The sequence below is a fragment of the Kitasatospora sp. NPDC005748 genome, assembly GCF_040630735.1.
Lineage (GTDB): Bacteria > Actinomycetota > Actinomycetes > Streptomycetales > Streptomycetaceae > Kitasatospora.
The window spans coordinates 37,907-50,274 of sequence record NZ_JBEXYD010000004.1; the positions used below are offsets into that span (position 1 = coordinate 37,907).

13 protein-coding genes are annotated in these 12,368 nt (G+C 74.7%); 8 read left to right on the top strand and 5 right to left on the bottom strand.

The features are described 5' to 3' along the window. The first annotated feature begins 227 nt into the window (after positions 1-227). From ABZ495_RS04790 to ABZ495_RS04800, 3 genes are all read left to right on the top strand, one after another. Positions 228-803, top strand: a complete 576-nt coding sequence (locus tag ABZ495_RS04790) for a nucleosidase (RefSeq protein WP_352293856.1) — start codon at positions 228-230, stop codon at positions 801-803. A 26-nt stretch (positions 804-829) separates the two neighbouring features. Then, on the top strand, positions 830-1,348 hold the full coding sequence (locus tag ABZ495_RS04795) for a DinB family protein (protein ID WP_359834440.1): 519 nt from the start codon (positions 830-832) through the stop codon (positions 1,346-1,348). A gap of 173 nt (positions 1,349-1,521) precedes the next feature. Next, a complete protein-coding gene (locus ABZ495_RS04800) occupies positions 1,522-2,961 on the top strand; it encodes a hypothetical protein (RefSeq protein WP_359834442.1) in 1,440 nt (479 codons plus the stop codon). A gap of 134 nt (positions 2,962-3,095) precedes the next feature. On the opposite strand, the gene ABZ495_RS04805 is transcribed toward ABZ495_RS04800, so the two are convergent. Next, positions 3,096-3,692 carry a cysteine hydrolase family protein gene (locus tag ABZ495_RS04805; protein WP_359834444.1) on the bottom strand — a complete coding sequence of 199 codons (597 nt, stop codon included), beginning with the start codon at positions 3,690-3,692 and terminating at the stop codon, positions 3,096-3,098. 116 nt (positions 3,693-3,808) lie between these two features. On the opposite strand from ABZ495_RS04805, the gene ABZ495_RS04810 reads away from it, so the two are divergent. Continuing rightward, positions 3,809-4,867, top strand: coding sequence for a helix-turn-helix domain-containing protein (locus ABZ495_RS04810; protein ID WP_359834446.1), 1,059 nt, complete (start codon positions 3,809-3,811; stop codon positions 4,865-4,867). Here the strand turns inward: ABZ495_RS04810 and ABZ495_RS04815 are convergent. Continuing rightward, on the bottom strand, positions 4,768-5,802 hold the full coding sequence (locus ABZ495_RS04815; RefSeq protein WP_359834448.1) for a TetR/AcrR family transcriptional regulator C-terminal domain-containing protein: 1,035 nt from the start codon (positions 5,800-5,802) through the stop codon (positions 4,768-4,770). The genes ABZ495_RS04810 and ABZ495_RS04815 overlap by 100 nt on opposite strands. Positions 5,803-6,048: 246 nt before the next feature. On the opposite strand from ABZ495_RS04815, the gene ABZ495_RS04820 reads away from it, so the two are divergent. Then, positions 6,049-7,161 carry an FAD-dependent monooxygenase gene (locus ABZ495_RS04820; RefSeq protein ID WP_359834450.1) on the top strand — a complete coding sequence of 371 codons (1,113 nt, stop codon included), beginning with the start codon at positions 6,049-6,051 and terminating at the stop codon, positions 7,159-7,161. Between the two features lie 54 nt (positions 7,162-7,215). Here the strand turns inward: ABZ495_RS04820 and ABZ495_RS04825 are convergent, their stop codons facing one another. The 3 genes from ABZ495_RS04825 to ABZ495_RS04835 all read right to left on the bottom strand — a co-directional run bounded on the left by ABZ495_RS04825 (position 7,216) and on the right by ABZ495_RS04835 (position 9,734). Continuing rightward, positions 7,216-7,743 (bottom strand): hypothetical protein, encoded by a 528-nt coding sequence (locus ABZ495_RS04825; RefSeq protein WP_359834452.1) that lies wholly within the window; start codon positions 7,741-7,743, stop codon positions 7,216-7,218. Positions 7,744-7,824: 81 nt separating this feature from the next. Continuing rightward, positions 7,825-8,502 carry a response regulator transcription factor gene (locus ABZ495_RS04830; protein ID WP_329489946.1) on the bottom strand — a complete coding sequence of 226 codons (678 nt, stop codon included), beginning with the start codon at positions 8,500-8,502 and terminating at the stop codon, positions 7,825-7,827. Beyond that, complete coding sequence (locus ABZ495_RS04835; protein WP_359834454.1) at positions 8,499-9,734, bottom strand: sensor histidine kinase; 1,236 nt, start codon at positions 9,732-9,734, stop codon at positions 8,499-8,501. Before ABZ495_RS04835 ends, ABZ495_RS04830 begins: the two co-directional genes overlap by 4 nt. A 132-nt stretch (positions 9,735-9,866) precedes the next feature. Here ABZ495_RS04835 and ABZ495_RS04840 point away from each other — a divergent pair, with 132 nt between their 5' ends. The 3 genes from ABZ495_RS04840 to ABZ495_RS04850 all read left to right on the top strand — a co-directional run bounded on the left by ABZ495_RS04840 (position 9,867) and on the right by ABZ495_RS04850 (position 12,327). Next, on the top strand, positions 9,867-10,787 hold the full coding sequence (locus ABZ495_RS04840) for an ATP-binding cassette domain-containing protein (protein ID WP_359834456.1): 921 nt from the start codon (positions 9,867-9,869) through the stop codon (positions 10,785-10,787). After that, positions 10,784-11,632 carry an ABC transporter permease gene (locus ABZ495_RS04845; RefSeq protein ID WP_359834458.1) on the top strand — a complete coding sequence of 283 codons (849 nt, stop codon included), beginning with the start codon at positions 10,784-10,786 and terminating at the stop codon, positions 11,630-11,632. Before ABZ495_RS04840 ends, ABZ495_RS04845 begins: the two co-directional genes overlap by 4 nt. A gap of 176 nt (positions 11,633-11,808) precedes the next feature. Next, positions 11,809-12,327, top strand: a complete 519-nt coding sequence (locus tag ABZ495_RS04850) for a cupin domain-containing protein (protein ID WP_329489950.1) — start codon at positions 11,809-11,811, stop codon at positions 12,325-12,327. Positions 12,328-12,368 lie beyond the last annotated feature (41 nt).

Sequence of the window (12,368 nt, forward strand, 5' to 3'; positions counted from 1 at the left end):
CGCTCCGCGGGCACTGCTGCGATCACTGGTACGAGTGCGGCCGACCACGGGGTCGAGCCCTGCCGGCGGCCGCCAGGGCTCGCCGGGGTCCGTCGCCCCGGTGCGCGGGGCGGGTCGGTGATCGGGTCGACGCGGGATGCACCCTATGCGGTTCCCCGGACAGTCGGAGGGGAGGGGTCCGGTTGTGCCGCTCCGGTCTCCGGAAGGGCCGTCCGTACCATGGCGGCATGCGACTTCTGGGAACGATCTCCGCCGACCGTCCGCTGCTCGTCGTCGCCGTCCGGGAGGAGGCCGCGTACCTGGGTGACCGGCTCCCGGTCCTGCTGACGGGCATCGGCAAGGTCAACGCGACCGCCGCGCTGGCGACCGTCCTCGCCCGTGGCGAGCACCCCTCCGAGGTGGTCAACCTCGGAACCGCGGGCGCGCTGCGCTCCGGCTGGGCCGGCACCCACACGGTCGTCCAGGTGATCCAGCACGACCTCGACAGCCCGGCGCTGCTGGAGCTGACCGGCCGTACCTACGGCGCTCCGCTGATGGTCGGCAAGGGGGACGGCCCGGTGCTGGCCACCGGCGACCAGTTCGTCTCCGGCGCGGCCGCCCGTGACCGGCTCGCCGAGCACGCGGACCTCGTCGACATGGAGGGCTACGCCGTCGCCACCGTCGCCCACCGGGCCGGACTCCCCGTGCGGCTGGTGAAGCACGTCAGCGACGAGGCCGGCGAGGGCGCCGTGCACTCCTGGCGGGAGTCCGTCGACGACTGCGCCCGCCACCTCGGGGACTGGGTCCACCACCAGGGCTGGTGACGGGACGGCTCGTTAGCCTGGCGGGCGTGACCGACAACACCGCCGCGAACGAGCACCGTGACGTCCGCCCGCCGGGCCTCGACGCCGACGAACCGACCACCCTGCTGACCTTCCTGGACTACCTGCGCGAGGCCGTCATCGGCAAGACCGACGGCCTCACCGACGAGGACGCCCGGCGCCCCGGCGTCGCCTCCGGCACCAGTCTGCTCTGGCTGGTCCGGCACCTCACCGCCGTCGAGCTCAACTGGTTCCTCTGGGCCTACCGGGGCGAGGGCGACCAGCCGTGGGACGACGAGGCCGCCTCGCGCGGCGACGAGACGGTGGCCGGGTCGGTCGCCGCCTACCGGGCCGCGATCGCCCGCGCCAACGAGGTGATCGCCGCCGCCTCCGACCGGCTCGACCGCCCCGGGGTCCGGTCGCTGCGGCCCGGCGCCGAAGCGCCGTCGATGCGCTGGCTGCTGGTCCACATGATCGAGGAGACCGGTCGGCACGCCGGCCACGCCGACATCCTCCGCGAGCAGCTGGACGGCTCGGTCGGCCGGTAGGGCCCTGCCCGGACCCCGCCCCGCCCCCGGACCCCGTTGCCGGGCACCCGCCCGCGGCGCGACGCCGGGGGCGGGTGCGCCCGCACCTGACGGACAGTGGAATACTCCCCCGCGCACCGCGGCGCCGTCTCGACGGCGCCGCGCGCTTTCACACATGGGGGATTCGGAAGTTCATGTCATCGTCAGTCAGATCCACGCGTTCCGCCCGGGCCGTCCTCGGGGCGTCGGTCCTCGCACTCACCCTGCTCGGCACCTCGGCGTGCGGGCCGGACAACAGCTCGGCGGACACCGCCGCCGCGGCGGGCGCGCCGGCCCTCGGCCTCCCCGCCAACCTCGACGACCTGAAGAAGTGGAAGTTCGAGGACTGGGAGAAGTGGGCGAAGGACTACGCCCTCCCGGCCGCCACCAAGGGGTTCTGGACCCTGGAGAAGCTGCTCCAGGCCAAGCCGAACGAGCCGATCGAGCCGCCGGCGCCGCAGCCCGCGGGCACCCAGGCGCCCGCCCAGCCGTCGGCCCCGGGGCCGAGCACCCCGGCGGCGGGCAGCAAGCCGCCGGCCGGCCAGCCCACCCAGCCGGGGCACCCGACCACGCCGGCCGCCGCGACCACCCCGGCGGCGCCGAAGCCGTCCAACACCCAGCAGCCGGCCTCGCAGGCCCCGGCGCCGCCCAAGCAGCCGGCGCAGCAGCCCTCCCAGGCCCCGGCCCAGCCGACCCAGGCCCCGGCCCCGGCCCAGCCTTCCCAGCCCGCGCAGCCGCCGGCCCAGCCCGGGCAGCCGCCCGCGCAGCCCGCCGACAACGGCAACGACCCGCTGCCGAAGACCGTCAACGCCCAGCCCCTGCAGCACCCGTACACCAAGCTCGCCGTGCACGGGAAGCTGTTCGCGGACGAGCCGGGCGCCGGAGCGGCCGGCGGCGGTCTGGGCCGTTCGCAGTGCTCGGCGACCGTGGTGGCCGACCCGGCCCACCCCGGCAAGAGCAACCTGGTCTGGACGGCGGGCCACTGCGTCCACCAGGGCAAGGGCGGTTCGTTCTACAGCAACATCTCCTTCATCCCGGCCTTCAACAGCAATGCCGCGATGAGCGGTGGCAAGCAGGCGGACGAGTCCCAGTACGCGCCGTTCGGCATCTGGGGCGCGACCCAGGCGGTGACGTCCCCGCAGTGGAAGGCCGAGGGCGGCAAGACCGGTGACGCGGCCACCCACTACGACTTCGCGGTCATCCGGGTGAAGCCCGCGGACGGCGCGAAGTCGCTGGAGGAGACGGTCGGCGGTGCGGTGCCGGTCTGGTTCAACGCGCCGCGCGACCAGCTGAGCGTCACCGAGTACGGCTACCCGGCCGCCCCGCCGTTCGACGGCATGGAGCTGAACCGCTGCGAGAGCGGCAAGCCGGGCCGGCTGTCCTACGAGCCGACCCGCCCGCCGATGCTGGTCATCGGCTGCACCATGACCGGCGGCTCCAGCGGGGGCGGCTGGCTGGCGGTCAAGGACGGCAAGCCGGCGCTGGTCAGCAACGTCTCGGTCGGGAAGCACACCGGCGACCCGATGTACCAGGCCGGCCCGTACCTGGACGACGTCGCCGCGGGGGCGTACGACTTCCTCTCCAAGAAGGGCTGAGCCCCCGGCGCCCGCCCCCGCACCCCGGTGTGCGGGGGCGGCCGCCGCCGGGTCCTGTCGGTGCCTGGAGTGACTGCCGGGGCGGGGTTTCGTCCTGCTCGACGCGGTGGAGGGCGCGGCCCATGAGGCGCTGATCAGCTGACCGCCGCCGCCAGGACGGCGCCGGTGGTGACCACCTTGGCGAAGCGCATCGCGTGCAGCACCGTCGCGGTGGCCCGGGCGAGTTCGGCGGCCGGCACGGTCACGCCGTCCGGCCCGGCCATGTCGAAGGTGTGCATGGCATCGGTCGGGAAGATCGTGTCGTACCCGAGGTTGCCCGCCATCCGCGCGGTGGTCTCGTTGCACACGTTCGTCATGATCCCGACGATGACGACCTGGCGGGCGCCCCGCTGCCGGAGCCAGGCGTGCAGGTCCGGGGTGCCGTAGAAGGCGCTGTTCACCGGCTTGGTGATGTGCAGGTCCGCCTTGACGTCCGCCACCACGTCCTTCAGCTCGTACCCCGGGGTGCCCGGCGCCAGCGGCCCGGTCTGCGAGGCGTGCTGCACCACCACGACCGGGCGCCCGGTCTCCTGCCAGGTGCCGATCAGCTCGCCGATCCGCCGCTCGGCCTCCGGGTTGTCCCGCTCGCCCCAGAACGCGTGGTCGTCGAAGCCCTTCTGGACGTCGATGACGACGAGTACGGCGTCGGAGTCGATGCTGAGCGGGGCGTCGAATGCGTCGGTGTTCGTCATGCGTCCATCGTGTCGGCGCCCGGGCAGCCCGGGTGAGGGGCGCCGGCGCCACCCATCGATCGATTCCTGCCACCGCGCCCGGGCGCCAGGGCGCCCTTCGTCGCTAGATTTCTGCCATGCGGACTGTGGGTTGCCTGATCTTCGAGGGCGTGCGGGCGTTCGACTACGCGGTGATCGGCGAGGTGTGGTCGAACCGGCTGACCCGGCCCGGGCTGCCCGCCTTCGACCTGCGGGTCTGCGGGCCGCAGGGCGCCCGGGTGCGGCTCGGCGGTGGGCTGGAGCGGGTGCCGGACTTCGGCCTGGAGACGCTTCGGGAGTGCGATCTGGTCGTCGTCCCGGGGATGGAGCGGCTGAACGAGCCGCGCGACCCGGCCGTGCCGGCCGCCCTGCGCGCCGCCCACGAGGGCGGCGTCACCGTCGCCTCGCTCTGCGCGGGCGCCTTCGTCCTCGCCGAGGCCGGGCTGCTGGACGGCCGGACCGCCACCACCCACTGGGCGCTGGCCGGCGAACTGGCCCGGCGCTTCCCGGCGGTGGACGTCCGTCCGGAGGTGCTCTTCACCGGCGAGGGAGGGCTCTGGACCTCCGCCGGGGTGGCGGCCGGCATCGACCTCTGTCTGCACCTGGTGCGCGCCGCGCACGGCCAGCAGGCCGCCGCCACGATCGCTAGGGCGATGGTCACCGCGCCCTTCCGGGCCGGCGGGCAGGCGCAGTTCATCCCGTCGCCGGTCCCCGAGGACGCCGGCGGTGACGACGTCCTGGCCCGGGTCCGCGCCGAGGTCCTGGCCGCCCTCGACACCCCGTGGACGGTCCGCGGGATGGCCGGGCTGGCGCTGATGTCGGAGCGCTCGTTCGCCCGCCGCTTCGCCGGCGCGACGGGCACCACGCCGCTGCGCTGGCTGCTGGAGCAACGCGTGCTCCTGGCCCAGCGGTTGCTGGAGGAGACGGACCTGCCGGTGGACGCCGTCGCGGTCCGCTGCGGCTTCGGTGCGGCGGTCTCGCTGCGGCCTGTCTTCGTCGCCCGGGTCGGGGTCGCCCCGCGCGAGTACCGCCGGGCCTTCCGGGGGCGCGAGGGGGATCAGGGACCGGCGGGCGCCCCCGGGCCGACGCGCGAGGCCAGTCCGTCCAGCAGATTGGCCAGGCCGAACTCGAACAGGGTGTCCAGGTCCAGGTCGTAGCCGTTCGGGAGGTCGGCCATCAGCCGGCCGAACACCGGGAAGCGGCCGGAGTCGGCGAGCGCGCCGATGACGGGGAGCTGGCGGTCCATCCACTGGTCCTCGGTGACGCCGGTGGCGGCTCGGGCCTGGTCCTCGCGCTCCAGGTTGACGGCGATGCCCTCGATGTAGCTGTACAGCAGCACGTGGATGTCGAGCATGGCCGGCGCGGAGAGGGCGTGGCCGTCGAGCGCGGCGAGCGCCCATTCGGCGTGCACCAGCAGGTTGGGCAGCAGCAGCGGCCGGGTGACCGGGCTGAGCTGCGCGAGCCAGGGGTGGCGGCGGAACAGGGCCCAGAGGGTGCGGGCGCCCAGCTCCAGGCGGGGCCGCCAGCCGGCGGGCGGGTCGGCCGGGTAGCGGGCCTCGCCGAATGCCGCGTCGGCGGCCAGCATGACCAGCTCCTCCTTGCTGGTGACGTAGCGGTACGGCGACATCGCGGACACCCCGAGCCGCCCGGCGACGGCGCGCATCGAGAGCGAGCCGAGCCCTTCGGCGTCGGCCAGCTCCAGCGCTGCCCGGACGATCCGCTCCCGGCTCAGCTCGCCGTCCCCGGCGGGCGCGCGGTCCGGTGCGGGGGTGGTGGCGGCTGCGGTGGGCGGGGCGGGCACGGGCGCGACGGCAGCTGCGGCCGGCGCGACCTCCGGGCCTGCCGCGACCGCCGCGTCCGGTCCGGTCGGGCCGCCGGCCACCACGGTGCCGACCCGGGCCCGGGCCTCCACCAGCCCCTCCAGCCGCAGCACGGTCAGCGCCTTGGTGGCGGTGGCGAGGGCGACGCCCCACTCCTGGGCGAGCCGGCGGTTCGAGGGCACCCGCTCGCCCGGGGCGAGCGTGCCGGTGGCGATCCGCCGTCGGAGGTCGGCGGCGATGCGCCGGTAGGGCGGGTCCATGTCCGTGGCCATGCTGTCGACTCCTCGGAAGATCTTTTCGCGGTCATCCGCCCTGTACTAGCTCAGAGCCGACCGGCCGAGATGCCTGCCGAAAGGCTTGCTGTACTAGCACAGATGCGGCCTGACCTGCTGGTCAGGCCCTTGCATGCCTCTGAATTTACGTCGTACATTCAGAGCGCGAGCTGCGCGCGAGCAGCTCGCTTACAGCGTACAGACACAGGCGTCCGGGTGACCGGTCGCGAACAGGGGGAGTTCCTCATGCAGACCGTCCTCGTCTCCGGTGGCGGCATCGCCGGCCTCACCCTCGCCCACTGGCTGCGCCGCAACGGCTTCGCCCCGACGGTGGTGGAACTCGCCGCCGCCCCGCGCCGTGGCGGCCAGGCCGTCGACATCCGGGGCGTCGCACTCGACGTCGTCGACCGGATGGGTCTGACCGGGCCGATCCGGGCCGCCCGGACCCGGATGCGCGGCATGTCCGTCCTCGACGCCGACGGCAACGAGGTGCACCGCTCCACCGAGGCCACCTACAGCAGCGGCCGGCTCGACAGCGACGACGTCGAGCTGCTGCGCGAGGACCTCGTCGCCCTGCTGCACGAACACGCCTCCGAAGGCGTCGAGTTCGTGAGCGGCGACAGCATCACCGGGCTCCGGGAGGACGAGCACGGCGTGCACGTCACCTTCGCGCACGGCGCGCCCCGCACCTTCGACCTGGTGGTCGGCGCGGACGGCCTGCACTCCGGGGTCCGCAGGCTGGCCTTCGGCCCCGAGGAGCGGTTCCTGCGCCACCTCGGCTCCCACGTCGCCATCTTCGGCGCGGACAACTTCCTCGGCCTGGAGGACTGGCAGGTCTGGCAGCGCGACGGCCACGCCGGCTACGGCATCTACCCGGTGCGCGGCAACCGCGAGCTGCGGATCACCTTCGGCTACGGGAGCGACGAACCGGCCGTGCGCGACATGGCGCAGGCCAGGCGGCAGGTCGCCGAGCGGATGGGCGCGCTGCGCTGGGAGACGCCCCGGCTGCTGGCCGCGCTGGAGCGGGCGCCCGACTTCTACGCCGACGTGATGGCCCAGGTGCACCTCGACCGCTGGTCCGTCGGCCGGACCGCCCTGGTCGGCGACGCCGGGTACTGCGCCTCGCTGCTCTCCGGCCAGGGCACCAGCCTCGCGCTGGTCGGCGCCCATGTGCTCGCCGACGAGCTCGGGCGGGAAAGGGCGGCGGGCGGGGACCACCGCGCCGCCTTCACCCGCTACGAGGAGCGGATGCGCCCCTTCGTGGCCCTCAACCAGGCGCTGGCCACCGAGAACCCCGGCGGCCCGCCGGCCGAGGAGTCGGTCGAGCGGGCCAAGCACGCCATCGCCCTCGACCGCTGAGCGGCTCAGGCGCCGAGCGGGCGCAGGGGCAGGGGCAGGGGCAGGGGCAGGGGCTCAGGGCCGAGGACGCCCCTGGAAGTCGCCCGCCCGGCGCAGGACGAGGTCGGCGACGGCCTCCCAATGGGCGTCCGGCGCGGTCACGACGAGGTGCCCGGCGCCGCACGGCAGCGAGGCGCTGGTGCAGCCGTGGGACCGGTACCCCGCCACCCGGGTGGCGAGCCCGTCCAGGCGGAGGACGACCTCGTGGCGGACGGGCCCGAGGTCCTCCGGGAACGTCCCGTGGCTGATCCGCCCGGAGTTGGCGAGGAAGACCCAGAGCTCGGACTCGGGCGTGCTGAATGGCCGGACCCGGTGGCTCTCCGGCAGCGGCCGGGAGGTCTGGACGGTCGCCATCAGGTCGGTGCCGCGGTGGTAGCCGACGTCGAGGCAGTGCAGGAACCCGTCCGAGCTCTGCCGCCCCAGCAGGGTGAGCCACCCGGCCGGGGCGTCGCGGAGCACGGCGACCGGCTCGCCGAACTCCTCGGCGGTCTCCCGGTCGGGCGTCCGGATGCCGGGCGGGCGCCGGTCGTCGCTGTGGAACACGGCTCCCCCAAGTGCGCGCTGCGCGGGTCGACTTGATCCAGTACACCACGGCGGGCCGGTCCCCCGGGCCGGGTCGGGCGGTCACCGGGACGGCGTGACCAGCCCGGCCTCGTAGGCGGTGATCACGAGCTGGACCCGGTCCCGGGCGCCCAGCTTGGCGAGCAGCCGCGACACGTGCGACTTGGCGGTGGCCACCGTGATGAAGAGGTCCTCGGCGATCTCGGCGTTCGACCGGCCGCGCCCGACCAGGGTCAGCACCTCCCGCTCCCGCTCGGTGATGCCCTCGACCGTCGGGGGCGGGCCCTCCGGGGCGGCCCCGGGGCGGGCGGCCCCGGGGCGCCCGACGAAGTCCGCGATCAGCCGGCGCGTCACGCCCGGCGCGATCAGCGCGTCGCCGTCGGCGACCACCCGGACCGCCGCGAGGATGTCGTCCAGCGCCATGTCCTTGACCACGAAGCCGCTCGCCCCGGCCCGCAGCGCGTCGTAGACGTGGTCGTCCTCGTCGAAGGTGGTCAGCACGAGGACGCGGGCCGTCGCCGGTCCGGCCGTGATCAGCCGGGTGGCCTCGATCCCGTCCATGCCGGGCATCCGGATGTCCATCACCACGACGTCGGGGCCCAGCTCGCCGACCAGCCGGACGGCCTCGGCGCCGTCGGCGGCCTCGCCGACCACCAGCAGGTCGGGGTGGTCGGCCATGATCACGCGCAGTCCGGACCGCACCAGCGGCTGGTCGTCGACGAGCAGGACGCGGACGCTCATCGGGCCACCGCCGTGACTGCGGCGGGCAGCGGCAGCCGGGCGGCCACCCGGAAGCCGCCCCCGGGGCGCGGCCCGGCGCTCAGCCGGCCGTGCAGCAGGGCGACCCGCTCCCGCATGCCCACCAGCCCGAAGCCGTGGTCCGGCCCGCTCGTGGCGGCGCCGCGCCCGTCGTCGACGATCTCCACCGACAGCTCCCCGTCCCCGTGATCGATGGTCACCCGGCAGTGCCCGGTGGCCGCGTGGCGGACCACGTTGGTCAGCGCCTCCTGGACGATACGGTAGGCGGACAGCTCGATCTCGGCCGGCAGCGGACGCCGCTCCCCCCGGTGGCGCAGGTCGACCCGCACCCCCGCGTCGGCCGTCGCCGCCACCAGCCCGTCGATGTCCGCCAGACCCGGCGAGGGCGCGAGCGGCGCCCGCTTCGACTCCGCGGGCCCCGGGTCGCTCTGCCGCAGCGCCACCAGCGTGCGGCGCAGACCCGCCAGCGTCTCGCGGCTGGTGGCCTCGATGGCGCGCAGCGCCTCCCGGGCCTCCGCGGGCTGGGTCTCGATCACCCGGCTCCCGACCCCGGCCTGGATGGCGATGATGCCGATGCTGTGCGCGACCATGTCGTGCAACTCCCGCGCGATCCGGAGCCGTTCGGCGGTCACCGCCTCGGCCACCTCCTGCGAGCGCAGCGCCACCGCGTGCTCGCGGCGCTCGCGGACCAGCAGGCCGACGGTGCAGGCCGCGGCCGTCGCCAGGACGGCGATCACGGCGTTGGCGGTCAGGTTGTCCCCGTGGGCGAAGCCGCCGACCAGCAGCAGTTGGACGAGGGTGGACACGGTCACGGCGCCGATCCAGGCCCGGCGCGCACCGGTGGCGACGACGAAGCCCAGGAGGGCGTCCACCGCCAGGAAGGGCAGGAACTGGCTCTGGTAGGTCAGCGCCAGGTGCGGACCGCCGGAGTTCCCGGTGCCCACCACCACGAGGGCGGAGCCGAGCAGAGCCATCGTCAGCGCCAGCAGCGGCATCCTCCGCAGCACACCGACGAGCAGGCTCACGGCCAGCAGCGACCCGACGGCGTGCAGCGCGTGCGGAGCCCGCGGCGTGGCCCCCGCCAGCAGGGCCGTCGCGAGGACGTAGACGGAGCCGCCCACCCAGGCCGCGACCCGCGTGCCGGTCACCGGCACGGCGGCTCTCGGCCGGGGCGGGGGCGTGGCGGTGCGCGGGGTGATCGTTCCGACGTTCATGCGGCGAGGTTAGCCAGCGGCCGGCCACGCGGCATCGGCCCGGGGGCGTACGCCCGTGGGCGGATCCCGCCGGCCGAGGTGTCGCCCCGGGCCCGATGCCCGGACGAGGGCCGCCCGGGCAGAGTCGTCCTCGTGATCGAAGTCAAGGAACTCACCAAGCACTACGGCGGCAGGACCGCCGTCGACCGTCTCACCTTCACCGTGCGGCCGGGCCGGGTCACCGGCTTCCTCGGCCCCAACGGTGCCGGCAAGACCACCACCCTGCGGATGATCCTCGGCCTGGACGCGCCGACGGCCGGCACCGCCACCGTCGGCGGCCTCCCCTTCCGCACCCACCCGCGCGGCCTGCGGCACGTCGGCGCGCTCCTCGACGCCAACCAGGTGCACGGCGGACGCAGCGCCGCGGCCCAACTGTCCGCCCTGGCCCGCAGCAACGGCATTCCGCTGCGCCGGGTCGACGAGGTGCTGCGGGAGGTGGGGCTGGCCGAGGCGGCGGCCCGCCGGATCGCCGGGTTCTCGCTGGGCATGAAGCAGCGGCTCGGGATCGCCACCGCCCTGCTCGGCGACCCGCCCGTGCTGGTCTTCGACGAACCGGTCAACGGCATGGACCCGGAGGGCGTGCTCTGGATGCGCCGGCTGTTCCGGCGCCTGGCCGCCGAGGGGCGCACGGTGCTGCTGTCGAGCCACCTGATGTCGGAGATGGAGCACACCGCCGACGACCTCGTGGTGATCGGCCGGGGCCGGCTCATCGCCGCCGAGCCGGTCGGGGAGTTCGCGGCCCGCAGTACCGGCCGGGGCGTCGTGGTGGGCACCCGGCAGGCCGCCGAACTGGCGGCGGTGCTGACCGCCGCGGGCGGCTCGGTCGCACCGCCGGACCCGGCCGGTACCGGGAGGCTCACCGTGACCGGACTGCCGGCGGACCGGATCGGCGCGCTCGCCCTGGAGCACCGGATCCTGCTGGACGAACTGACCACCCGGAACGCCTCCTTGGAGGAGGCCTTCATGGAACTCACCGCCGACAGCGTCGAATACCTGGCAGGAGAGCCCCGATGACCACGTCCACGGCCGCCCCGGCGGCAGCCCCCGCAGTCGCCCCCGCAGCCGTCCCGGCGACTGCCTCCCCCGTGCGCTTCGGAGACCTGCTCGCCTCCGAGTGGATCAAGATGCGGTCGCTGCGCTCCACCCCGTGGGCGATCGCGGTCACCACGGTGTTCGTCATCGGCTCCGCCGTCGCGGCGACGATGGCGGCGCACGACGGCGCCGCGGTCCCGGGCGCGCCCCGCGAGTTCCTCCCCTTCAACGCCTTCCCGGCGGCCGGGTACTGGACCCTGATGCTGGTCGCCGCCACGATGGGCGCCATCACCGTGGTGAGCGAGTACAGCAGCGGGCTGATCCGCACCACCACGGTGGCCGTCCCCGCCCGTGGCCAGGTGGTCCTCGCCAAGGCGGCCGTCACCGCCGCGCTGTGGACCGCGGTCGGCGCGGCGACCGCCGTCGGCTCCTTCCTGGCCTCCCAGGCCGTGCGGGGCGGGGGAGCCCCGGCCACCCACCCCGGGCTGGCCCGGGCCCTGGTGGCGTGCACCCTGGTGGCCCCGATCTGCGCCCTGGTCGGGCTGGGTCTCGGGGTGCTGATCCGGCACACCGCCACCACCGTGGTCACCGGGGTCTTCACGCTGGTGCTGCTGCCCCCGATGTTCTCGGAGGGGACGCGCTGGTCGGCGGACGTCAACCACCTGATGCCGTCCACCGCCTGGCGGCGCCTGGTCCAGAACTGGCCGGCGGATCCCGACTCCCTCGCGTACACCGCGACCGTCCCCGGCTCGTGGGCGGTGTACCTGCTCTGGCCGCTGGTCGCCGTCGTGCTCGCGGTGGTCGTCGTGCGGCGCCGGGACGTTTGAACAGCTGGTGCGGAGAGCTCGGATGACGTCGGGTCATGTCGGGCGGCATCGAGAATTGACCCATGGAAGTGGGTCGGAAATGCACCCTGGCCCGGGTCTCTCGACTGCGTAGAGTCGTAGACACAAGGCCACGGCGAGAGACCCGGGGCCCACCACCCGAAACACGGAGAACGACTGTGAACACCGCTGCGAACCTCATCCCGGCCGCCGCCGACCTCAAGCCCGTGCTGACCCGCGCGGCCGAGGCCGAGACCACCAGTGACCCGAGCAGCGTGATGACCCTGCTGGCCGACTGCGGCACCGACGGCAGCTCGATCACCAGCTACCGCTCGACCTTCGCCAAGGGCGCGGTCGGCGCCCCGGCACACTTCCACACCCGGGCCTCGGAGCTGTTCTTCGTGATCGACGGCTCGCTGCAGGTGCTGGTCGAGAACGAGATCAAGGTCCTCGGCGCCGGCGACCTGCTGCTCGTCCCGCCGCACACCCCGCACGCCTTCGCGGCGGCGCCCGGCTCCGAGGCCGACGTGCTCTTCGTCTTCACCCCGGGCATGCCCCGCTTCGACTACCTGCGCCTGCTCGGCCGGGTGATGCGCGGCGAGGCGAGCCCGCAGGAGATCAAGGACTCCTCCGAGCAGTACGACAACCACTACGTCGACAGCCCGCTCTGGCGCGCCACCCTCGACGCCGCGAAGTAGCGAGCAGCGGATAGTCGTCGACCGGGGGAGGAGCGGCGAAC

Excerpts from the sequence above, each read along its gene's own strand:
- ABZ495_RS04790 (WP_352293856.1), top strand. The coding sequence starts at position 228 with ATGCGACTTCTGGGAACGATCTCCGCCGACCGTCCGCTGCTCGTCGTC.
- ABZ495_RS04845 (WP_359834458.1), top strand. The coding sequence starts at position 10,784 with ATGACCACGTCCACGGCCGCCCCGGCGGCAGCCCCCGCAGTCGCCCCC.
- ABZ495_RS04820 (WP_359834450.1), top strand. The coding sequence starts at position 6,049 with ATGCAGACCGTCCTCGTCTCCGGTGGCGGCATCGCCGGCCTCACCCTC.
- ABZ495_RS04810 (WP_359834446.1), top strand. The coding sequence starts at position 3,809 with ATGCGGACTGTGGGTTGCCTGATCTTCGAGGGCGTGCGGGCGTTCGAC.
- ABZ495_RS04835 (WP_359834454.1), bottom strand. The coding sequence starts at position 9,734 with ATGAACGTCGGAACGATCACCCCGCGCACCGCCACGCCCCCGCCCCGG.
- ABZ495_RS04815 (WP_359834448.1), bottom strand. The coding sequence starts at position 5,802 with ATGGCCACGGACATGGACCCGCCCTACCGGCGCATCGCCGCCGACCTC.
- ABZ495_RS04800 (WP_359834442.1), top strand. The coding sequence starts at position 1,522 with ATGTCATCGTCAGTCAGATCCACGCGTTCCGCCCGGGCCGTCCTCGGG.
- ABZ495_RS04830 (WP_329489946.1), bottom strand. The coding sequence starts at position 8,502 with ATGAGCGTCCGCGTCCTGCTCGTCGACGACCAGCCGCTGGTGCGGTCC.
- ABZ495_RS04805 (WP_359834444.1), bottom strand. The coding sequence starts at position 3,692 with ATGACGAACACCGACGCATTCGACGCCCCGCTCAGCATCGACTCCGAC.